The 20,692-nt window shown below is 61.1% G+C and carries 22 protein-coding genes; 2 read left to right on the top strand and 20 right to left on the bottom strand.

All coding sequences use genetic code 11. The features are described from left to right. The first annotated feature begins 280 nt into the window (after positions 1-280). Both CSZ94_RS24240 and CSZ94_RS24245 read left to right on the top strand, forming a co-directional pair. Positions 281-1,342: an AI-2E family transporter gene (locus CSZ94_RS24240; protein WP_102123864.1), complete on the top strand. Its 1,062-nt coding sequence runs from the start codon at positions 281-283 to the stop codon at positions 1,340-1,342. 159 nt (positions 1,343-1,501) lie between these two features. Next, entirely contained in the window at positions 1,502-2,209 is a 708-nt protein-coding gene (locus CSZ94_RS24245) for a hypothetical protein (protein ID WP_146009888.1), read from the top strand. Between the two features lie 30 nt (positions 2,210-2,239). Here the strand turns inward: CSZ94_RS24245 and CSZ94_RS24250 are convergent, their stop codons facing one another. The 20 genes from CSZ94_RS24250 to CSZ94_RS24345 form a co-directional block, all read right to left on the bottom strand. Next, a complete protein-coding gene (locus CSZ94_RS24250; RefSeq protein WP_102123866.1) occupies positions 2,240-2,545 on the bottom strand; it encodes an NIPSNAP family protein in 306 nt (101 codons plus the stop codon). A 28-nt stretch (positions 2,546-2,573) separates the two neighbouring features. After that, on the bottom strand, positions 2,574-2,795 hold the full coding sequence (locus CSZ94_RS24255) for a hypothetical protein (protein ID WP_102123867.1): 222 nt from the start codon (positions 2,793-2,795) through the stop codon (positions 2,574-2,576). Then, positions 2,792-3,301, bottom strand: coding sequence for a GNAT family N-acetyltransferase (locus CSZ94_RS24260; RefSeq protein WP_102123882.1), 510 nt, complete (start codon positions 3,299-3,301; stop codon positions 2,792-2,794). The genes CSZ94_RS24255 and CSZ94_RS24260 overlap by 4 nt, the downstream gene beginning before the upstream one ends. Positions 3,302-3,367: 66 nt before the next feature. Next, a complete protein-coding gene (locus CSZ94_RS24265; RefSeq protein WP_102123868.1) occupies positions 3,368-3,913 on the bottom strand; it encodes a phosphoribosyltransferase in 546 nt (181 codons plus the stop codon). 66 nt (positions 3,914-3,979) lie between these two features. Then, the gene (locus CSZ94_RS24270) at positions 3,980-5,293 is read right to left on the bottom strand and encodes an adenylosuccinate synthase (protein ID WP_102123869.1); all 1,314 of its coding nucleotides are present in this window, start codon (positions 5,291-5,293) and stop codon (positions 3,980-3,982) included. Between the two features lie 3 nt (positions 5,294-5,296). Next, complete coding sequence (locus CSZ94_RS24275; protein WP_102123870.1) at positions 5,297-6,469, bottom strand: ATP phosphoribosyltransferase regulatory subunit; 1,173 nt, start codon at positions 6,467-6,469, stop codon at positions 5,297-5,299. 274 nt (positions 6,470-6,743) lie between these two features. After that, positions 6,744-7,631: a protease modulator HflC gene (gene hflC / locus CSZ94_RS24280; RefSeq protein ID WP_102123871.1), complete on the bottom strand. Its 888-nt coding sequence runs from the start codon at positions 7,629-7,631 to the stop codon at positions 6,744-6,746. Further along, positions 7,631-8,923, bottom strand: a complete 1,293-nt coding sequence (hflK, locus tag CSZ94_RS24285; protein ID WP_102123872.1) for an FtsH protease activity modulator HflK — start codon at positions 8,921-8,923, stop codon at positions 7,631-7,633. The genes hflC and hflK overlap by 1 nt, the downstream gene beginning before the upstream one ends. A 2-nt stretch (positions 8,924-8,925) precedes the next feature. Next, the gene (gene hflX, locus CSZ94_RS24290; protein ID WP_102123873.1) at positions 8,926-10,149 is read right to left on the bottom strand and encodes a GTPase HflX; all 1,224 of its coding nucleotides are present in this window, start codon (positions 10,147-10,149) and stop codon (positions 8,926-8,928) included. Positions 10,150-10,263: 114 nt separating this feature from the next. Next, positions 10,264-10,500, bottom strand: coding sequence for an RNA chaperone Hfq (gene hfq, locus CSZ94_RS24295; RefSeq protein ID WP_008450615.1), 237 nt, complete (start codon positions 10,498-10,500; stop codon positions 10,264-10,266). A 238-nt stretch (positions 10,501-10,738) separates the two neighbouring features. Further along, positions 10,739-12,085: a ribosome biogenesis GTPase Der gene (gene der, locus CSZ94_RS24300; protein WP_102123874.1), complete on the bottom strand. Its 1,347-nt coding sequence runs from the start codon at positions 12,083-12,085 to the stop codon at positions 10,739-10,741. 4 nt (positions 12,086-12,089) lie between these two features. After that, positions 12,090-13,235 carry an outer membrane protein assembly factor BamB gene (gene bamB / locus CSZ94_RS24305; protein ID WP_102123875.1) on the bottom strand — a complete coding sequence of 382 codons (1,146 nt, stop codon included), beginning with the start codon at positions 13,233-13,235 and terminating at the stop codon, positions 12,090-12,092. 85 nt (positions 13,236-13,320) lie between these two features. Then, the gene (locus CSZ94_RS24310) at positions 13,321-13,989 is read right to left on the bottom strand and encodes a YfgM family protein (RefSeq protein ID WP_102123876.1); all 669 of its coding nucleotides are present in this window, start codon (positions 13,987-13,989) and stop codon (positions 13,321-13,323) included. Between the two features lie 54 nt (positions 13,990-14,043). Continuing rightward, positions 14,044-15,405 carry a histidine--tRNA ligase gene (gene hisS / locus CSZ94_RS24315; protein ID WP_102123877.1) on the bottom strand — a complete coding sequence of 454 codons (1,362 nt, stop codon included), beginning with the start codon at positions 15,403-15,405 and terminating at the stop codon, positions 14,044-14,046. Between the two features lie 18 nt (positions 15,406-15,423). Continuing rightward, entirely contained in the window at positions 15,424-16,743 is a 1,320-nt protein-coding gene (gene ispG / locus CSZ94_RS24320; protein WP_102123878.1) for a flavodoxin-dependent (E)-4-hydroxy-3-methylbut-2-enyl-diphosphate synthase, read from the bottom strand. A gap of 45 nt (positions 16,744-16,788) precedes the next feature. Beyond that, complete coding sequence (locus tag CSZ94_RS24325) at positions 16,789-17,676, bottom strand: RodZ domain-containing protein (RefSeq protein ID WP_308410600.1); 888 nt, start codon at positions 17,674-17,676, stop codon at positions 16,789-16,791. A 67-nt stretch (positions 17,677-17,743) separates the two neighbouring features. Continuing rightward, the gene (gene pilW, locus CSZ94_RS24330) at positions 17,744-18,544 is read right to left on the bottom strand and encodes a type IV pilus biogenesis/stability protein PilW (protein ID WP_258001174.1); all 801 of its coding nucleotides are present in this window, start codon (positions 18,542-18,544) and stop codon (positions 17,744-17,746) included. A gap of 11 nt (positions 18,545-18,555) precedes the next feature. Further along, on the bottom strand, positions 18,556-19,731 hold the full coding sequence (rlmN, locus tag CSZ94_RS24335) for a 23S rRNA (adenine(2503)-C(2))-methyltransferase RlmN (RefSeq protein ID WP_102123881.1): 1,176 nt from the start codon (positions 19,729-19,731) through the stop codon (positions 18,556-18,558). A 127-nt stretch (positions 19,732-19,858) separates the two neighbouring features. Then, positions 19,859-20,275 carry a nucleoside-diphosphate kinase gene (gene ndk / locus CSZ94_RS24340; RefSeq protein WP_070223377.1) on the bottom strand — a complete coding sequence of 139 codons (417 nt, stop codon included), beginning with the start codon at positions 20,273-20,275 and terminating at the stop codon, positions 19,859-19,861. A 130-nt stretch (positions 20,276-20,405) separates the two neighbouring features. Further along, a partial coding sequence (locus tag CSZ94_RS24345) for an ISAs1 family transposase (protein ID WP_146009889.1) occupies positions 20,406-20,692 on the bottom strand: 287 nt, incomplete at its 5' end.

Raw genomic sequence — 20,692 nt, forward strand, 5'->3', positions numbered from 1 at the left:
ATCCTCGGGCTTCTGGTAGTTGGCCAGCAAGCTGTCGGCCAGTTTGAGCAGTTCCGGGTCGGGCTTGGCCCGCTTGTTACGCTTTACAACGGTCATTGTTTCTCCTTGGTGGCGGCAGTGTCCTGCCGAATGACCGTTTACACAAAATTATTTACACCCTCCGTTGCCAGCCCGCCGGCGCCAGGTGCGTTTGCCCACGCAACGCGACAATTGTATGGCGCGTCGCAGCACGCCTCGCTTATGATGGCACAACTCAACCCTTATCATTGCGCAACCGCCCATGCATACCCTCACGCTGCACCAGAAAGTGTTCTTGCTCCTCTTGAGCATCGTCACCATCGGCTTCGGCTGGATACTGGCGCCGTATGCGGGCGCCATCTTCTGGGGCGTCGTCCTGGCGATCCTGTTCGCGCCCGTGCACCGCTGGCTGCTGCGGAAAACCAGGGGCCGCGCCGGCCTGGCGTCGCTGCTGACCTTGCTGCTAATCGTCGTCATCGTGATCTTGCCGCTGTCGCTCATTTCCGTGTCGCTGGTGAACCAGGCGGCCAGCGTCGTGGAGATGGTACGTTCGGGCGAAATTACGGTCGGCATGTTCTTCAATAAAATCATGGCGGTACTGCCGCAATGGTCGATCAACTTGCTCGACCGCTTCAACCTGACCAGCCTGGCCAGCCTGCAGGACAAGCTGGCCGAGGGCGCCACGCAGCTGAGCCAGGTGGTCGCGGTGAAAGCCATCAATGTGGGCCTGTACACCTTCGAATTCCTCACCAGCCTGTGCATCATGCTGTACCTGCTGTTTTTCCTCATGCGCGATGGCTCCACCCTGTCGGCCCGCATCAAGGGCGCCGTGCCGCTGAGCCGCAAGTACAAGCAGCGCCTGTTCACCAATTTCACGACGGTGATCCGCGCCACCGTGAAGGGCAACATCCTCGTGGCGATTGCCCAGGGCGCCCTCGGCGGCCTGGCGTTCTGGTTCCTCGACGTGCCCGCACCCCTGCTGTGGGCGGTGCTGATGGCCTTCCTGTCGCTGCTGCCGGCCGTCGGCGCCGCCCTCGTCTGGGCGCCCGTGGCCGTCTACTTCCTGGCCACGGGCGCCATCTGGCAAGGGGCGGGCCTGGCCGCCTTCGGCGTCTTCGTCATCGGCCTGGTGGACAATGTGCTGCGCCCCATCCTGGTGGGCAAGGACACCAAGATGCCCGACTACGTGGTGCTGCTGTCGACCGTGGGTGGCATGGCCCTGTTTGGCCTGAACGGCTTCGTCATCGGCCCCGTGGTGGCGGCCCTGTTCATCGCCTCGTGGGACCTGTTCGTCTCGGCCAGCGAATTCCAGGCCGAGGATTGAGTTGAGCCCTGCCTGGAATGACGGATTAACAAGATCATCGCGCAGGCGCATTTTTCAGTACCCTGGGAAGCACCATCCGCGTCCTGCCCGAAACCTGTTTACAGCGCTGTTGCAAATTTGCATACTGCTGCCACCTTCATCACGGCAGGCGTGATACAGATGCGCATCGACCTAGCACTACATGAACATGAGTTTTCTCTCGGCCAGCGTGCCCGTGGCCGGTACATCGCCGCGATTATCGTGCTGCACCTGGCGCTGTTCTGGGCCGCCACGCAGCCAGTACACACACAAATCGGGCACGATGACCGGGTCTGGCTGCAGCTGACGCCACCACTGCCGGCAACCAGTGGGTTCATTCCACCCGCCGAGCCCAATCCGGCGGCGGCACGTCCGCCAGCCCTTCCATCCGTCGCGGCAAGCGTGTCGCCACCGAAGGAGGCGACGGCACCGGTGCAAGACCAGCCGCAAGACTATGCCCTGCCGGCAGAACCGGTGCCTGCCGCACCCAAGGCCGCCCCCCTCCCCCTGGCGCAACAGGCGCTGCAGGCAGCCGGCGCCATCGACCGCCAGCTACGCGCAGAGCATCCGCAGGAATTCGTGGCGCCGCCCGAGACGCCGCAGACGCGTCTGGCGAAAGGCTTCGCGGAAGCGCATGCGGCGGTCAAGCCGAAGTGGTTCGAAGCAGCGCGTATCGAACTGTGGAGCGCACCAAACGATCCCAAACGTATCTACCGCGTCATCACGGCGACCGGTGAATACGGCATCTATTTGCCGGACAAAGGCAACATGACGCTCAACCTCAGCGCGCGATCCGGCTACGCCGGTTTTGGCGAAGGGACTGCGGCGCCTTGCCCCATCCGGTTTTAATAGTGCTCGATAGCGGGAAAGCGCACCGCTTCAGCCAAACACGGGCCGAAAAAAACTGCGCTCGTAGCTGACGATGCAGCGCGTCTCCTCCGCGTAGCGGAAGGCCGCCTGGCACTCGGCATCCTGCATCGATTCGCTGCGGTACTGTTCGTACAAGGCCAGGCTGGGAAACGAGAACATGGCCAGCGCCACGTTGCTGGCGCCTTCGGACGGCAGGAAGTAGCCATGGTGCTGGCCGCCGAAACGTTCGACCAGCGGTATCCACAGCTTGCCGTAGGCTTCGAATTCCCGCAATTTGTACGGGTCGATGATGTAGCGCAAATAACAGGTGATCATGCGGTTTCCTTGTGAACGCTCAAATCCATCAACATGCCCGCTTCCCAGGAGCCGATGGCGACCAGTGGCGAGCCAGGCAAGAAGTCCAGCGCACAGGATCGATAAAATCTTCCTGCACCAGCACGCCAAGCCCGGGCCAGCCGTAAAACAGCAGCTTGCCCTTGCCGATGCGTCCCGGCGCGCTGCCGTCGGGCAGCCAGCGCACGCCGTAGCTGCAGCCCAGCTTCAGTGGCTTCCGCACTGCCGTCATGGGCGCGCCAGGCGATACACGACGCTGTCGAGGTCGTAATGGCGTTCCATGCCCACGTATTGCATGCCCAGGCGCGTCATGACCTTGATCGAGGCGGCGTTGTCCGGGTGCGCCACGGCCATCACTGCGGGCGCGCCGACGACGTCGAAGGCATGCGCGACGATGGCTTGCGCCGCTTCACTGGCATAGCCCAGTCCCCAGCCAGAGCGCGCCAGGCGCCAGCCGATTTCGTGCGGCTTGGCCTTGTCGCCGTCGATATGCTGCAAGCAGGCCAACCCCACCAGCATCTCATCTTCGGTACGGATCAAGGCCCACCACGAATAACCCCACTCGGCCCAGCGCCCCATGATGCGGGCAACGGCGGCGCGCGTATGCTCTTGCGTCTCCGGCTGACCCGCATTCAGGTAGGTCATCACTTCGGTATCCGAGTTCATGGCGTGCACGGCGTCGTAATGCTTGTCGGTGACAGGTTCGAGGCGCAGCCGCGCAGTGTGCAGAATGGTCATGCCGGATTCCTTCAGATGAAAAAAAAGACGATACATGATCGTCTTTTTTTGCAAGAGTGCACGCAATTACTTGCCTGCTTCACCCTTCTTGATCCACGCCGCCAGCTGGTGCGGACGCAGGCCGTCATAATCTTCGAAGGGCTGATGAATCCACGGGTTGTGCGGCAGTTCGTCGAGGAAGTAGTCAGGACGCACGACGGAGCAGCCCTTCAGCCAGATCACGGCCGATTTGACTTCGGTCACGTCAGGGAAGTTTTCCTTCAGGTGACGCGTGACCTTGTCCAGGGTGACGCCCGAATCGGCCAGGTCGTCGACCAGCAGGATGCGGCCGGCCAGCGGGCCCTTGGTCATGGTCATGTACTTGGCGATATCGAGGTCGCCGCGCACCGTGCCCGCGTCTTCGCGGTAGGAGCTGGTCGAGAGGATGGCCAATGGCAAATCAAAAATGCGCGAGAACACGTCGCCGGGACGCACACCGCCGCGCGCCAGGCACAGCACCTGGTCAAATTTCCAGCCCGATTCGTAGACCTTGAGCGCCAGGCGCTCGATCAGGCGGTGGTACTCTTCCCAGTTGACCCAGAGATGTTGATCGTTCGATTGTGGGTTAGTCATGATAGTGAAATCTTATTATTAGCGTGATTAAAAAAATCCGCCTTGCGGCGGATTGTGTCCAGCAGCTTACTCGAATGGGTGGCGCAGCACGATCGTTTCTTCACGATCAGGACCGGTCGAAACCATGTCCACCGGCACGCCGACCAGTTCTTCGATGCGCTTGATGTAAGCGCGCGCCGTCGCTGGCAAGGCCGCCAGCGATTTCGCGCCGACCGTGCTTTCCGTCCAACCTGGCATTTCTTCGTAGATCGGCTCGCAGCGGGCTGCGTCTTCGGCGCCGACCGGGAAGATGTCGACGATCTTGCCGTCGAGCTTGTAACCGGTGCACAGCTTCAGCGTTTCCAGGCCGTCCAGCACATCCAGCTTGGTCAGGCACATGCCCGACACGCCGTTGATCTGCACGGAGCGGCGCAGCAAGGCGGCGTCGAACCAGCCGCAGCGGCGGGCGCGGCCCGTCACGGTGCCAAATTCATGGCCGACTTTGGCCAGGTGCAGGCCCACGCCAGCGTCCGTTGGCAGTTCCGACGGGAACGGGCCGGAGCCGACGCGCGTCGTGTAAGCCTTGGTGATGCCCAGGATGTAGTGCAGCATGCCAGGACCGACGCCCGAACCGGCTGAGGCATTGCCCGCCACGCAGTTCGACGAGGTGACGAACGGATAGGTGCCGTGGTCGACGTCGAGCAGGGAACCCTGTGCGCCTTCGAACAGCAGGTTGGCGCCGGCCTTGTGCGCTGCATACAGCGCGCTAGACACGTCGGCGACCATCGGACGCAGGCGCGGCACATAGGCCAGTGCGTCGTCGAGGGTCTTCTGATAGTCGACGCGCGGCGCTTTCAGGTAGTTTTCCAGCACGAAGTTATGGTAATCGAGATTTTCCGCCAGCTTTTCAGCGAAGCGCGTCTCGTTCAGCAGGTCGGCGATACGGATCGCGCGGCGTGCCACTTTATCTTCGTAGGCCGGGCCGATGCCCTTGCCCGTCGTGCCGATCTTGGCCGCGCCGCGTGCCGCTTCGCGGGCTGCGTCGAGTGCCGAGTGGTAAGGCAGGATGACTGGCGAGGCTTCGGAGATTTTCAGGCGCGAAGCGACTTCAACGCCGACAGCTTCGAGCTTGTCGATTTCGCGCAGCACGTCCGGTACCGAAACGACCACACCGTTACCGATGTAGCAGGCGACGCCGGCACGCATGATGCCCGAAGGGATCAGTTGCAGCGCGGTCTTGACGCCGCCGATGACCAGCGTGTGGCCTGCATTGTGGCCGCCCTGAAAGCGCACCACACCCTGGGCGTGATCGGTCAACCAATCGACGATCTTGCCTTTACCCTCATCGCCCCATTGGGTGCCGATGACAACGACGTTCTTTGCCATAATTTTCTTTGACATCACTCAACCTAAGTTTTTAAGAATCCAGCTACTACCATTATCGGCAAGTACCAGCACGCGATCGCACTCGAACTCGTCTTGTTCATTACTGTGACCCGGCATACTCTGGATCACGACCTCGCCCGCCTTGCGCAACTCGGCGATTTTTTCCTTCAATTCTGGCGCACTGCCCCACGGCGCGCGGATCGAATGCTTCCGTTCCGCGGTCGGCAACAGGCGCGCCAGTTCGCGCAAATCGAGCGAGAAGCCGGTCGCGGGACGAGCCCGGCCGAACGCTTCGCCGACGTGGTCATAACGGCCGCCGCGCGCAACCGCGTTCGGCAAGCCAGGTACATACAGCGCAAACATCGCGCCACTTTCATATTGGTAGCCGCGCAGGTCGGCCAGATCGATCGCCACTTCGGCGCGGCCCAGAACCTTGGTTTCCACAGTCGCGGCCAGCGCGGCCAGTTCGGCCAGCGCCTTGAGCACGCCCGGCAACGGCGGCAGCACTTCGCGCGCACGTGCCAGCACGTCGATGTCGCCGTACAGGTTCGGCAAGGCCAAGAGGGCATCGCGCGTGACGGGATCGTAGGCGGCGGTCAGCGCACGCAGGCCCGGCGCATCTTTCGCGCGCAGCAAGGTGTACAGCGCAGCCTCGTCGCGCACGGCAGCGGCATCTTGCGTAATGATAGCGCGCAACAGGCCAACGTGCGACAAATCCAGGCGCACGCTGTCGAAACCGGCCAGTGCCAGCGAAGCGAGCGCCAGTTCCTGGATCTCGGCATCTGCTTCCAGGCCGGCATGGCCATAGATTTCGGCGCCGATCTGCAACGGTTCGCGGGTGGCGTGCAGACCCGATGGACGGGTATGCAGCACGCTGCCGGCGTAGCACAGGCGGGTCACGGTGGCACGGTTCAGCAAATGGGCGTCGATGCGCGCCACTTGCGTCGTCATGTCGGCACGCAGACCGAGCATGCGGCCCGACAGCTGGTCGACCAGTTTAAAGGTGCGCAGGTCGGTATCCTTGCCAGCGCCGGTCATCAGCGATTCCAGATACTCGAGCAGCGGCGGCATCACCAGTTCATATCCGTACAAACGGAAATTATCCAGCATGAGGCGGCGCAACTCTTCGATCTTGCGCGCTTCCGACGGCAGAACATCGGCAATATTTTCGGGCAAAAGCCAATTCGGCATGAGGGAGCGAGATACGGAAGAAAGTTGAAAAAATGCATCATGCGAGGCAGCGGCGGGCGCGCCAGGCAAGAGGCCGAACCTGATATTTTACGCGAAAACACGGGCCTTTAGGGATAAGTTGTCCGAAACGCTGGCGCACAGCCCTAAAAACACCGCATTTACGCCTTCCCGCAACAACCAGACGGGCACAAAAAAACGGGGCCGGCATTGACGCCGACCCCGCTGCTGCTGTCACCCGTGCTTGCGGACGGATGCAGTCTGAATGCTACCCTGCTTACTTCTTGGGCGAACCGCCTGCACCGCCGCCCTTGAAGTACTTGAAGAATTCCGAACTCGGATCGATGACCATCACGTCGCCCTTGTCCTTGAAGGTGGCGCGGTAGGCTTCCAGGCTACGGTAAAACTTGTAGAACTCAGGATTCCGGCCAAACGCTTCCGCATACACCTGCGACGCCTTGGCATCGCCCTCGCCGCGGATCTTCTCGGCTTCGCGATACGCTTCGGCCAGGATCACCGTGCGCTGCTTGTCGGCGTCGGCGCGGATCTTCTCGGAGTCGGCCGAACCGGTCGAACGCAGCTCGTTGGCCACGCGCACGCGCTCGGACTTCATGCGCTCGTACACGGAGTTATTGATCTGCTCGACGTAATCGACGCGTTTCAGGCGCACATCGACGATGCCCACGCCGATGGCCTCGGCCTCGGCCGCCACCTTGGCCTTGATCGCCTGCATCACCTTGCCACGCTCGCCCGAGATCACCTCGCGCACCGTGCGCTTGGTGATTTCATCGTTCAGCGCTGCCTTGACGATTTGCGACATGCGGTTGCGGGCGCGGCTTTCATCGCCGCCGAAGCTGCGGAAATAGGTCTTCGGATTGACGATGCGCCATTTCACATACGCGTCAACGAGGATATTCTTCTTCTCGGCCGTGATGAAGCGCTCCGGTTCCGGCGTATCGAGCGTGAGGATGCGTTTGTCCAGGTAGATGACGTTCTGGAACGGCGGCGGCAGTTTGAAATACAGGCCTGGCTTGCTGATCTCATCCTTGACTTCACCGAGAGCGAAGACGATGGCGTATTTACGCTGATCGACGACGAACACGGTCGAGGAAAGGAGCATGATCGCGATAAAGCCCGCGATCAGGGCGGCAACGATACGGTTCATTAGCGGCTCTCCCGTTCACGCGAAGAGCGGCTGTCGCGACGCGAATTGACTTCTACTGTCTGCATGGCTTCCTGTGGCATTACGGTATTGGCGGCGGGTGCGGCCGCTGCGGCGCGCGCTGCCGCGGCCGAAGCGTCCGACGCCGCCTGCTGGGCGATCAACTTGTCGAGCGGCAGATACAGCAGATTGCTGCCCGTCTTGGCGTCAACCATGACCTTGCTGGCACTGCTGAACACTTGCTGCATCGTTTCCAGGTACATGCGGTCGCGCGTGACGGCCGGCGCCTTCTGGTACTCGACCAGCACCTGCTTGAAGCGCGACGCATTACCTTCCGAGTTCTCGGTCACCATGGCCCGGTAGGCCTCGGCTTCCTGCACCAGGCGGAATGCGGCGCCGCGTGCTTTTGGAATGACGTCATTGGCGTAGGCCTGGCCTTCATTCTTCTGGCGCTCACGGTCCTGGCCTGCCTTGACGGCATCGTCGAAGGCGGCTTGCACCTGCTCCGGCGGCTGCACGGCCTGCATCGTCACGTTGTTGATCAACACGCCAGCCTTGTAATCTTCAAGAATCTGCTGCATCAATTTTTGCGTGTCGAAGGCCACTTTTTCGCGGCCTTCATACAGCACGAAGTCCATCTTGCTGCGGCCGACCACTTCGCGGATCGCCGTCTCGGCGACCTGACGCAAGGTGTCTTCCTGGTCGCGCAGGCTGAACAGCCATTCCACCGGATCTTTCAAGGTGTACTGCACCGCGAACTGGATGTCGATGATGTTTTCATCGTCCGTCAGCATCAGCGACTCGCTGGCCTGCTTGTTGCGCAGCGACGTGCGATAACCGACTTCCACCGTGCGCACCTGCGACACATTGACGGTTTCATCGGTCTGGAACGGATACGGCCAGCGCCAGTTGAGACCGGCCGGCGCCGTGCGCGCGTATTGGCCAAACGTCAGCACCACGCCGCTCTGGCCCTCTTGCACGATGAAGGCGCCGCTGGCGAGCCAGATGAAGACGGCGATCACGCCGACCACGCCGGCGGTGATGCCGGCGCCCTTCATGTCGGGACGCGGGCCGCTGCCGCCACCGTTGTTGCCGCCGTTGTCGGGACGGTTCTTCTGTCCGAAAAAGGCGTTCAGGCGCTGATTGAAATCGCGCCATAACTGATCGAGGTCCGGCGGACCTTCGCCGGGCTTTTTGCCTTCTTGGGCTTTCTTGCCGTCGTCCTTGCGATTGCCCCAGCGGGGATCGTTCAGGGACAACTTCAAGCCTGTTTTTTTGAGTAGGGAGACAAGCATAACTATCGTGTTCCGACTTGGGAGTGGGTGGAAATCCTATCGTCCTCGCCAGGCTCTTCGTCCTGGTCCGGGGCGGCGCCATCGTGCTGGTCGTACCGACCGTCCAACTGATCTTCCTGCGGTGCTGCGTCGTGTTGATACAGGTGGGCCGAACGGGGCGCCTTCCTGGCCATCTCGACAATCGCATCGCGCAGCAGGTCGAGACCGCTGCCCTTCTGCGCACTGACGAAGACGCGACTGATCGTAGCATATTCGTCGCGTTCCACCGAAGGCTCCAGCCCGGCCGCATCGATCTTGTTCCACACGAGAATCTGCGGAATGTGATCGGCGCCGATCTCTTTCAAGACCAGGTTGACCTGCTCGATCTGCTCCATGCGCACCGGCGACGCAGCGTCGACGACGTGCAGCAGCAAATCGGCATGAATGGTTTCTTCGAGCGTGGCGCGGAAAGCGGCCACCAGTTGATGCGGCAATTCGCGCACGAAGCCGACCGTGTCGGAGATCACCACATTGCCCACTTCCTGGCCCAGGTAAACCCGGCGCGAGGTGGTGTCGAGGGTGGCGAACAACTGGTCGGCAACATACACGCCGGCCTTGGTCACGGCATTGAACAGGGTCGACTTGCCGGCATTGGTATAGCCGACCAGGGACACCGAGAATGTGTGATTGCGGCCGCGCGCGCGGCGCTGCGTTTCGCGCTGCTTGTGCAGCTTCTCCAGGCGCGCGCGCAAGGCCTTGACGCGGTCGCCGATCAGCCGGCGGTCGGTCTCCAGCTGCGTCTCGCCGGGACCGCGCAAGCCGATACCGCCCTTTTGCCGCTCAAGGTGGGTCCAGCCGCGGATCAGGCGCGTGGCCAGATGCTGCAACTGGGCCAGCTCGACTTGCAGCTTGCCCTCGTGGCTCTTGGCGCGCTGCGCGAAGATGTCGAGGATCAGGCTGGTACGGTCGAGCACCCGCACATTCAGGCGCTTTTCCAGATTGCGCTGCTGGGCAGGTGACAGGGCGTGATTGAAGATGACGATTTCCAGGCCATCGTTGACGACGACGTCGCCAATTTCATCGGCCTTGCCGCTGCCGACAAAATACGCGGAATCGGGACTGGAACGCTTGGCCGTGATGGTGGAAATCGGGTCTGCGCCAGCCGAACGCGACAACAGCATGAGTTCCTCCATGCTGGCGGCGAAGTCGCTGTGACCGAAGTCAACCCCGACTAGTACGGCGCGCATGATGGCATCAGATGGGTTGCGGCGGACGCCGACGCCGATGCAAACGCATCAGCGCCGCTGGCGCGGACGGGGGCGATGGAGGGTGAAAGGCGCTGGGCCGTCAAGCTCAACGCTTTACTCCGCTTCAGATTCAATATTGAGATTGACGGCACGGGCCGGCACCACTGTCGAGATGGCATGCTTGTACACCATCTGTGTGACGGTATTGCGCAGCAATACGACATATTGATCGAACGATTCGATATGGCCCTGCAATTTAATGCCATTGACCAGGTAGATCGAGACAGGAACATGCTCTTTGCGTAATGCATTGAGGAATGGGTCTTGTAACAGTTGCCCTTTGTTGCTCATAACAGCTCCGTTGTTTATGTTGTTGTGTAAGAATTGGAGGCGACTCGCTTGATTTCAAGTGCTCTCACATCTTTCAAAGAGAGAAAGATGCGTCATAGCTACTGTAACCTGTTTTCACGATCGCTGTCGCGCATGGCGCATTAACACTTTCATTTCGTGCAAGAGCCATCGCATTGGCTGTCGGCGCCGCATTATCTCTGCGGCGCCTTAATATGCACTTAATCCAGCTGTTAAATCATTACTTGCTTGGCGTGCGTGCAAACGGGTTTTTACCCGTGCGCAGTTCGATGCGCAGCGGCGTACCGACCAGGGCAAACGTATCGCGGAAATGTTTTTCCAGGTAACGTTTGTAGGGATCGCCAACGGCGTCGAGCGCATTGCCGTGAATGACGATCACAGGCGGGTTCATGCCGCCCTGGTGGGCATAGCGCAGCTTCGGACGAATCGAGCCCTTGCGGCGTGGTTCCTGCTTCTCCACAGCCTCGATCAGCGCGCGCGTCAGTTTCGGCGTCGACAGGTCGCACATGGCGGCCGCATACGCGGCGTTGAGCGACTTCATCAGTGGAGCGATGTTGGTGCCCTTCAGCGCCGAAATGAAATGCATCTGCGCGAACGACAGGAAATCGAGCTTGCGGTCGATATCGATCTTGATCTCGTCGCGTTCGTGCGATTGCAAGCCGTCCCATTTATTCACGGCCACCACCAGCGCGCGGCCCGATTCCAGGATGAAGCCGGCGATATGCGCGTCCTGTTCGGAAATATCCTGCTGCGCGTCGAGCATCAGCACCACCACGTTGGCTTCGGAAATCGACTGCAGGGTTTTCACCACCGAGAATTTCTCGATCGCTTCAAATACCTTGCCGCGGCGGCGGATACCGGCCGTGTCGATCAGCGTATATTGCTGGCCATCGCGCTCGAATGGAATCTCGATCGAGTCGCGCGTCGTGCCCGGCATGTCGAAGGCGATCACGCGCTCTTCACCCAGCAGGGTGTTGATGAGCGTCGACTTGCCCACGTTCGGACGGCCGACGAGGGCAATCTTGATGCCGCGGTCGGTCTTTTCCAGCTCTTCAGGCTCATCCGGACGCTGCGCGAAGGCCAGGTCCAGCATCACCTCAACGAGGTCGTTGACGCCGTCGCCGTGCGCCGACGAGATCGCATATGGATCGCCCATGCCCAATTCATAGAATTCGGACACGACGGCCGTATAGCGCATACCTTCGCTTTTATTGACCACCAACAAGACCGGGCGACCGCTCTTGCGCAGGAAGTCGACGATGGTCTTGTCATGCGGGGTCAGGCCTTGGCGGCCGTCCACGATGAAGACCACCACGTCGGCCTCGGCCACGGCCTGCTTGGTCTGCAGTGCCATCTGGTGCATGATGCCTTCCTTGGCGACGGGTTCGAAACCACCCGTATCGATGACCAGAAAGGGACGTACGCCGACACGGCCTTCGCCATAGTGACGATCGCGCGTCAACCCAGGCAAATCCGCCACCAGCGCGTCGCGCGAGCGGGTCAGACGATTGAATAAAGTCGATTTCCCAACATTGGGTCGACCTACTAGTGCAATTACCGGCTTCATTGTATTACTCGACCGCGAGAGCGGTCACTGTCCCTGATTGGGTTTGAAAAATCAAATTCGAACCTGCTACAACGGGAGCCGAAACAATCGGGCTACCGTCGGTGCTGACCCGACCTATTAATGCGCCATCTTCCCGTGACAGGAAGTGGATATAACCTTGATAGTCACCGACGGCGACGCTGCGGCCGAAGGAGGCCGGCGTCGACAGGCGGCGGCGCGCCAGCGCCTCATTCTTCCAGGCGCTCTGACCGCCTTCGCGGCTGAACGCCAGCACGGCGCCCTGGGCATCGGCGGCAAACACGAAACGCTGATCGACGGCCACGCCCACATCGGACGAGATCGGCTTGGTCCAGCGCGGCACGCCCGTGGCGGCATCGAAGCAGCCCACCTTGCCCTGGTACGTGACGGCGCACACTTCACCTTCGAACACCACCGGCGTGCCGGCGATGTCGGAGACGCGCTCCAGTTCGGTGGCGCCGCGCGGTTCGCTGACGACGATCTCCCAGCGTACCACACCGGTGGCGGCCGTCAGTGCCAGCAGCTTGCCGCCCGGCTGGGCCACGTAGACATTTGCGCCGCCCAGCACCATGCCCGGCGCATTGCGCAGGGTCAAGGCCGGCGTGGCGCGCTGTACCGTCCACTTGCGCTCGCCCGTCTTGGCATCGAAGCCGACGATGCGATTATCCACGCTGCGCACCACGACCACGCCCTGCCCTACGACTGGCGGGGTCAGCACTTCGCTGGACGCCTGCGCCTTCCACAGTGGCTTGCCATCGGCGTCAAAGGCCAGCACGGCGCCCTTGGCAGCGCCCACGGCCACCAGGGTGCCATCGCTGCCGGCGCTGGAAGTGATGTCGCTGCCAGCCTTGATACGCCACGTTTCACGGCCGCTGGCCGCATCCAGGCGCGCCAGCGCGCCATCGGCATTGACCACGTACAGGCTGTTGCCGGCCAGCGCAGGCGTAAACGCGTACACGCCGGCCTTGCCGATCGAATACTTCCAGGCGTCGCGCACGGCAATGCTCGATTTTAACTCGACCAGCTTGGCCGGTTCGACTTTCGGGTCTTTCGAGGCAAACGGATTCCAGGAAGAGCAACCGGCCATCAGGGCCAACAGACTTGCAGCTACCAGCTTTTCAGTGACACGCATAAGTGTTATCCAACCTTTTTCTTGTACTTGTAAGGGCATGGCAGGCGGCTAACAACGCCGCATGGCCACACCATCAGTGTTCCTGTCAGGCGGCAGCCTTGTCAGCCTTGGCCTTGTCTTCCGGTACCGTACCGCCAATCGCTTCCAGTTTGACCTGGATCAATTGACGACCAGGATTATTCTTGTCCGTCGCGGCCAGCGCGCCCAGGTAGGCCGTGCGCGCATCGGCCAGCTTGTTCTGCGCCACCAGGATATCGCCCTTGCGGTCGGCCAAGGCGCCGGCAAATTGCGCCACGCTGGCCGTCGCCAGCACTTTCAACGCTTCATCGTAGGCTTTTTCGTCCAGCAGCACACCGGCCAGGCGCAGCTTGGCGATGACCTTGTACTCTTCCGTGCCATGCTCGGCCACCCATTGCAGCTGGGTCTTGGCCGTTTTCAGGTCATTCGCGTCAAACGCCACCTTGGCAGCCGCCAGGGCGCTCATCTGCGCATACGCCGTGCCGCTGAAACGCGATTGCATGTCGCCGGTCGCGCGCATCACCTTGGCGGTGTCCTTGGCGGCGATGGCGTTTTGCAGTTCGTCGTATAGCTGACCCGCTTGCGCCGCCTGCGTGCGCTGATAGTACTGCCAGCCAGCCCATCCGCTATAGCCTGCCAGCGCCACGATCAAGACCCAGGAGGTCAGATTGCCATTGCGCTGCCACCAGGCCTTGAGGGTTGCCAGTTGTTCTTGTTCTTCGTGATCGTATGCCATGGGTCGTCAGTTTTAATGAGTAGTTGATCGAGGGTAGTACGGTCTTGCTGCAAATCAATGGTGGTGATGCACATGGCCGCCAGGACCGTGGTCGTGGCCGCAATCGTGGTCGCCGATGATCTGGTCCACCACGTAATCGACGACATCGTCGAACGGTACCGTGTTCTGCTGCGCGCCAGCATCGGCTTCGCGCATGGCTTTCACCGTGGCGACATTGCTGGCGATTTCATCGTCGCCCATGATCACGGCAAACGCGGCGCCGCTGGCATCGGCCTTTTTCATTTGCGTCTTGAAGCTGCCGCCACCGTTGCTCGCTGCGCAATGTAGCACAACGTCGAGGCCCGCATCGCGAATCCGCTCGGCCAGTACGAAGGCTTGCAAGCCTGCCTGCTCGCCCTGGTGCACCAGGTAGACGTCGCACTGGGCCGGCGCTTCCGGTTCGGCCGCATCCTTCATCAGCAGCACCAGGCGTTCGACGCCCATGCCAAAACCGACGGCTGGCGTCGATTTGCCACCGAACATTTCCACCATGCCGTCATAGCGGCCGCCGGCGCACACCGTGCCTTGCGCGCCCAGCTTGTCGCTGACCCACTCGAACACCGTGCGGTTGTAGTAATCAAGGCCGCGCACCAGGCGCGGATTGATGGTGAATGGAATATTGTTGTGGTTCAAGATCTTCTGCACGCCGTGGAAGTGGGCCAGCGATTCCTCGCCCAGGTAGTCCAGCAGCTTCGGCGCGCCATTCACCAGGTCCTGCATGGCAGGATTCTTGGTATCGAGGATGCGCAGAGGATTGCTGTGCAGGCGACGCTTGGCTTCTTCGTCGAGCAGCTCGCTGTGGCTTTCCAGGTAGGCGATCAGGTCGGCGCGGTGGCGCAGGCGCTCGTCCGCGTCGCCGATCGAATTCAGTTCCAGGCGGATGCCTTCCAGGCCCAGGTCATCCCACAAGCGGCGCGACAGCATGATGATCTCGGCGTCGATATCCGGGCCCGTAAAACCGATGGCTTCCACGCCGAACTGGTGGAACTGGCGATAGCGGCCTTTTTGCGGGCGCTCGTGGCGGAACATCTGGCCCTTGTACCACAGGCGTTTCGGGCCTTCGTAGACGAGGTTGTGTTCGACCACGGCGCGTACCACGCCGGCCGTGCCTTCCGGACGCAGGGTCAGGTTGTCGCCGTTCATCGAATCGGTGAACGAATACATTTCCTTTTCCACGATATCGGTCACGGCGCCGATGGCGCGCGCGAACAATTTCGTTTCTTCCACGATCGGCGTGCGGATTTGCTGGAAGCCGTAGCTTTGCAGCACGGATTGGGCCGTATTTTCAAACAATTCCCACAGCGGGGCGTCGGCCGGCAGGATATCGTTCATGCCTTTGACTGCGGTGATTTTATCTGCTTTTTTATTTTCGGACATGGTATCTACTTTTATTGGCTACGATTGCTGTTCAATTTTTGGCGTAGCTGGGGTTTCGAGCGACATGTCGCTCGAAACCCCAGCTACGCCATAGTGACTCTGTACATACTTCAAGACGATGTCCTGGAATTCCTCGACGATGCGTTCGCCGCGCAGGGTGACGACTTTCTCGCCGTCGACAAAGACGGGCGCGGCCGGCGACTCGCCCGTGCCGGGCAGGCTGATGCCGATGTTCGCATGCTTCGATTCGCCAGGGCCGTTGACGATGCAGCCCATGACGGCCACGTTCATCGCTTCCACGCCCGGATATGATTTCTTCCATTCAGGCATTTGCTCGCGCAGATACGTCTGGATGTTATCGGCCAGTTCCTGGAACGTGGTCGACGTCGTGCGGCCACAGCCCGGGCAGGCAATCACCATGGGCGCGAACTTGCGCAAGCCCATGGTTTGCAAAATTTCCTGGCCGACGATGACTTCGCGCGTGCGGTCACCGCCCGGCTCCGGCGTCAATGAAATGCGGATGGTGTCGCCGATGCCCTCTTGCAGCAGCACGGCCAGCGCCGCGGTGGACGCCACGATGCCCTTGCTGCCCATGCCCGCTTCCGTCAGGCCCAGATGCAGCGGATAGTCGCAGCGCTGGGCCAGTTCGCGGTACACGGCGATCAGGTCTTGCACGCCAGACACTTTGCACGACAGGATGATCTTGTCGCGCCCCAGGCCCAGCTCTTCGGCGCGCACGGCGTTTTCAATCGCCGACGTCACCAGCGCTTCGTACATGACCGCTTGCGCCGGCCACGGGTCGCTGCGGCCCGCGTTTTCATCCATGATGCGCGCCAGCAAGGCTTGATCCAGGCTGCCCCAGTTCACGCCGATGCGCACCGGCTTGTCGTACTTGCAAGCCGCTTCGATCATTTGCGCAAATTGCGTGTCGCGCTTGGCGCCCTTGCCCACGTTGCCCGGATTGATGCGGTACTTCGACAGCGCGCGCGCGCAATCGGGGTAGTCGTTGAGCAGGGTATGACCGTTGTAATGAAAGTCGCCCACCAGCGGCACGTCGATGTCCATCTTGTCGAGCTGCTCGCGGATATACGGCACGGCCGCAGCCGCCTCGGGACGGTCCACCGTCAGGCGCACCAGTTCCGAACCGGCACGCGCCAGTTCCTTGATCTGGATCGCCGTGCCGATGGCATCGGCCGTGTCCGTGTTCGTCATCGACTGTACCACCACGGGGGCGTCGCCGCCCACCCAGATCTGGCGTTGGCCGTGCGCGATCAGCACCTTGCGGCTGTCGCGCCGGCCGGAAGGACCGGAGCCGATCGCTGTTTTCGAGGTAGCCATAATATTATCTTGTGAGTTTGCTTACTTAAACTTCTGGTTTAAACGTTACTTGATGCTGACGCGCGAAATCGTACCGCCCGCCACAGTCGGCAAATCCAGTTTGGCGCCGCGCAAAGTTGCCTGCACGACACCCGGCTTGCCCACCACCAGGGTTGCCGGGCCCATGATATCGAACGTTTCCGTGCTGCCCGCCCTGACCATGCGCGAAATCAGCGGCGCGGCGCCAGGACGGCGAATCTCGACCCAGGAATCCTGCTCCACTTTCAATACCAGCGCATTCGAAACTGCGGCCGCTGCCGGCGGCGTGACAGCGGCCGCTGCCGGCGTAGCGACTGGCGCGGCTGCCGGCGCGGACGCGGCCGGCGCACCCGTCTGCGTGTCGTTGCCTGGCGGTGGCGGCACGGAAATCAGCGGCACGGACGGCGTCTGCACGGGCGACAGATCCTGCCCCGGCTTGACCAGGGTCGTTTCCACGGGGCCAACCACGTTCGGATGCACGGCTTCCTTGTCGGCTTGCGCCAGCAGGCTGGCGGGCACATAGCCCAGCTTGTACGCTCCAAAAGCGGCAGCCACGACGACAGCCACGGTACCGGCGATCCAGAGGAGAGTCTGGTTCGAAGAACGCTGCGTCATCGACGGGAAGCGCGATTCGGAGAAGGTGGCGGAAATCTCGCGCCGCACGGGCGCGACAGCCGGGTCTTGCGCCGGCGCCGGATGCACTTCGATCATGGCCACCAGCGGCGCAGCGTCGAGCTTGACCACCTTGGCATAGGCGCGCACGAAACCGCGCACCACGGCCAGGTTCGGCAAAGCCGCCATGTCACCCTCTTCCAGCGCGATCACCTGGCGTGACGCCAGCTTGAGCTGGTCTGCCACCTGTTCCACCGGCCAGCCCAGCGCTTCGCGCTGCGCCTTCAACTGTGCGCCTGCCAACGCAAGATTGCCCTGGGGCTGCTGCTGAGGCGTTTCTGCCCACTCTGAATTCATTGGTATCCCTGTCTCACTCATCAAACGCCCCATTTTGATAAGCAGCATATTCGGGGGAACCGGAATGGTGGTTGCGCAAATGCGCCCCCAGGCCAGCTTCCGCACCCGCATCCCCGAGCTTATGCTGCACCTTGATCCCGAGCCACAGCACATCGGCCGTCTGGCTCTCCATTGTTGCTATCTTACCGAGCCGCTGCCAATAATAAGCTGCCTGCCGGTAGTCTTGCTGTTGGTAATACACGCGCACCAGGCCGGCATTCGTTACTGCCACGTCCGGTGCGATGCGTACCGCGCGCATCAAATACGCACCGGCACGCGGGTAATCATGCAGGGCCAGGCTGCAAGCGCCCCCATTGTTGAGCGCTTTTTCCGGCGACACATACGCCGCGTCCGCCAGTGCCGCATCGAAATACGCCAGCGATTGCGCGGCGCGTCCCGTCTGGCACAAAAACAGACCGTAATTATTGCTCAACTCAGGATTGTGGGGCGCAAGGCGCAAAGCGTAAAGGAAATCTTTCTCGGCAGACGCAGTTTGCCGCCGGGCGGCGAGGATCAGCGCGCGCACGCCATAGGCCTGGCCATCGTTCGGCGCCAGTTGCACGGCTTGCTCCGCTTCCGCCAGGGCCACGTCGAGCTGACCTTGCGCATAATACGCGCTGGCCAGTTGCAGGCGCAGCGCGGCGCGCTCATCGGCGCTTGCCTGTTTGCCCTGGCCAGCGGCCGACGCGCGGCTTGCGGAAGAAGCAGAAGCACAGCCGACCAGCAGCACAGCCAGGCAAACAGCGGCCACAGCGAGCGAGCGTTGGTAAGCCATGCCTTCCCTCATCAGGAGCGGATCTCCACGATCTTGCCGAAATTGGCGCCAAATTTCTGTTGGTACTCAGTCATTTTTTCCATGCGTTCCTGCACCCGCGTGCGGTCCTTGACTTCGCCGGCCAGCTGGCCGCAGGCCGCATCGATATCGTCGCCGCGCGTCTTGCGCACGGTGGTGATAATGCCGCCGTCCATCAGTACCTGGGCAAACGCCTTGATGCGCGGGTTTTTCGAGCGGAACAGGCCCGACTCGGGGAAAGGATTGAACGGGATCAGGTTGAATTTGCAGTTCACGCCGAACTCGCGGTCTTGCACCAGCGCCAGCAGTTCGCGCGCGTGCTCGTCGCTATCGTTGACGCCATCGAGCATGCAGTATTCAAACGTAATGAAATCGCGCGGGGCGAATTCCAGGTAGCGCTTGCAGGCCGCCATCAATTCCTTCAGCGGGTATTTCTTGTTCAGAGGAATCAAGCTATCGCGCAGCGCATCGTTCGAGGCGTGCAGCGAGACGGCCAGGGCCACCGGCACTTCCTGCGACAGCTTGTCCATCATCGGCACCACGCCCGAGGTCGACAAAGTCACGCGGCGGCGCGACAGGCCGTAGGCGTTGTCGTCGAGCATCAATTTCAGGGCCGTGACGGTCGGTTCAAAGTTCAGCAAGGGCTCGCCCATGCCCATCATCACCACGTTGGTGATCTGGCGCTCGCCTTTCGGGCCAGGTTCGATGCCCTTGGTGCGGCGCAATTCGAATTCGGCCATCCACAGCTGGCCGATGATCTCGCCCACGGACAGGTTGCGGTTGAAACCTTGCTTGCCCGTCGAGCAGAACCGGCAGTTCACGGCGCAACCGGCCTGGGTCGAGATGCACAGGGTGCCGCGGTTTTCTTCCGGAATGAACACGGTTTCCACGGCATTGCCATTGCCGACATCAACCAGCCACTTGCGCGTGCCGTCAAGCGATGTGTGGTCGCTGATGATGGCCGGGGCGCGCACTTCGGCGCGCGTGGCCAGCTTGTCGCGCAGCGACTTGGCCAGGTCGGTCATGGCGTCGAAATCGGAAGCGCCGAACTGATGTATCCAACGTTGCAATTGTTTCGCACGAAACGGTTTCTCTCCCAACTCGGCGCAGTAGGCGATGAGTTGCGCGGGATCGAGGTCCAGCAAGTTGGTGAGGGTAGTCGTCGTCATGATGTTGCCTATTCTAAAAATCCGTCCCCGCGCGCATCAGGAAGTCAAAGCCACCACAGCGCAGCGGGAACAGGGGGTGATAAGTTATTTCACAGATAACGCCAGGAAATAACGTTATCTAAGGCAATTAAGCCTTCAGTTCTGGGAAGAAGTAAGCGATTTCCACTTTAGCAGCTTCGACAGCGTCGGAACCGTGTACAGCGTTGGCGTCGATCGAATCGGCGAAATCGGCGCGGATCGTGCCTTTTTCTGCTTTCTTCGGATCGGTCGCGCCCATCAGGTCACGGTGGGCCAGAACGGCGTTTTCGCCTTCCAGGGCTTGGATCATGACTGGACCGGAAACCATGAAGTCGACCAGATCCTTGAAGAAGCCGCGTTCTTTGTGCGCTGCGTAGAAACCTTCAGCTTGTTCGCGCGACAGTTGGGTCATGCGTGCTGCAACGATTTTCAGGCCAGCGTTTTCAAAACGGGTGTAGATTTGACCGATTACGTTTTTTGCAACTGCGTCTGGTTTGATGATCGACAGGGTGCGTTCGATTGCCATGTGTGAAAACTCCAATAAAAAGTAAGGTTTAAAACGGTAAATTGATAACTCAATCAACCTTTGATTTTACCATACTCCACCCCATATCACCCAGACAGGCAGGTAGGCCTCAGGGCGATTGCATGAAGCATCAGGTCGGCAAGCCCAAGACCTTGGCGAGATAGTAGGCATTCCAGCCAGCTTTTAAGCGTTTGGTAGCGATGCCGGCCTTGGTTGTCTTTTCGTTTTTCAGCAAATTGAGTGCTATTCGACGCAAGATGGCGAAGTTTTGTGCCCCTTCGCCGGCCCGGATACGGCAATCGTCTTCGCGGAATGCAACATCGAGCACCCAGTGCATGCTGTTTTCGATACCCCAGTGGGCACGTACAACGTGCGCCAGCTTGGCCGCCTTCGCTGGCAGACTGCTGATGTAAAACC

This window comes from Janthinobacterium sp. ROICE36, from assembly GCF_002869965.1.
In the GTDB taxonomy this organism is placed as follows: domain Bacteria; phylum Pseudomonadota; class Gammaproteobacteria; order Burkholderiales; family Burkholderiaceae_D; genus Janthinobacterium.

Excerpts from the sequence above, each read along its gene's own strand:
- CSZ94_RS24240 (WP_102123864.1), top strand. The coding sequence starts at position 281 with ATGCATACCCTCACGCTGCACCAGAAAGTGTTCTTGCTCCTCTTGAGC.
- CSZ94_RS24245 (WP_146009888.1), top strand. The coding sequence starts at position 1,502 with ATGCGCATCGACCTAGCACTACATGAACATGAGTTTTCTCTCGGCCAG.
- CSZ94_RS24250 (WP_102123866.1), bottom strand. The coding sequence starts at position 2,545 with ATGATCACCTGTTATTTGCGCTACATCATCGACCCGTACAAATTGCGG.
- CSZ94_RS24255 (WP_102123867.1), bottom strand. The coding sequence starts at position 2,795 with ATGACGGCAGTGCGGAAGCCACTGAAGCTGGGCTGCAGCTACGGCGTG.
- CSZ94_RS24260 (WP_102123882.1), bottom strand. The coding sequence starts at position 3,301 with ATGACCATTCTGCACACTGCGCGGCTGCGCCTCGAACCTGTCACCGAC.
- CSZ94_RS24265 (WP_102123868.1), bottom strand. The coding sequence starts at position 3,913 with ATGACTAACCCACAATCGAACGATCAACATCTCTGGGTCAACTGGGAA.
- CSZ94_RS24270 (WP_102123869.1), bottom strand. The coding sequence starts at position 5,293 with ATGTCAAAGAAAATTATGGCAAAGAACGTCGTTGTCATCGGCACCCAA.
- CSZ94_RS24275 (WP_102123870.1), bottom strand. The coding sequence starts at position 6,469 with ATGCCGAATTGGCTTTTGCCCGAAAATATTGCCGATGTTCTGCCGTCG.
- hflC (WP_102123871.1), bottom strand. The coding sequence starts at position 7,631 with ATGAACCGTATCGTTGCCGCCCTGATCGCGGGCTTTATCGCGATCATG.
- hflK (WP_102123872.1), bottom strand. The coding sequence starts at position 8,923 with ATGCTTGTCTCCCTACTCAAAAAAACAGGCTTGAAGTTGTCCCTGAAC.
- hflX (WP_102123873.1), bottom strand. The coding sequence starts at position 10,149 with ATGCGCGCCGTACTAGTCGGGGTTGACTTCGGTCACAGCGACTTCGCC.
- hfq (WP_008450615.1), bottom strand. The coding sequence starts at position 10,500 with ATGAGCAACAAAGGGCAACTGTTACAAGACCCATTCCTCAATGCATTA.
- der (WP_102123874.1), bottom strand. The coding sequence starts at position 12,085 with ATGAAGCCGGTAATTGCACTAGTAGGTCGACCCAATGTTGGGAAATCG.
- bamB (WP_102123875.1), bottom strand. The coding sequence starts at position 13,235 with ATGCGTGTCACTGAAAAGCTGGTAGCTGCAAGTCTGTTGGCCCTGATG.
- CSZ94_RS24310 (WP_102123876.1), bottom strand. The coding sequence starts at position 13,989 with ATGGCATACGATCACGAAGAACAAGAACAACTGGCAACCCTCAAGGCC.
- hisS (WP_102123877.1), bottom strand. The coding sequence starts at position 15,405 with ATGTCCGAAAATAAAAAAGCAGATAAAATCACCGCAGTCAAAGGCATG.
- ispG (WP_102123878.1), bottom strand. The coding sequence starts at position 16,743 with ATGGCTACCTCGAAAACAGCGATCGGCTCCGGTCCTTCCGGCCGGCGC.
- pilW (WP_258001174.1), bottom strand. The coding sequence starts at position 18,544 with ATGGCTTACCAACGCTCGCTCGCTGTGGCCGCTGTTTGCCTGGCTGTG.
- rlmN (WP_102123881.1), bottom strand. The coding sequence starts at position 19,731 with ATGACGACGACTACCCTCACCAACTTGCTGGACCTCGATCCCGCGCAA.
- ndk (WP_070223377.1), bottom strand. The coding sequence starts at position 20,275 with ATGGCAATCGAACGCACCCTGTCGATCATCAAACCAGACGCAGTTGCA.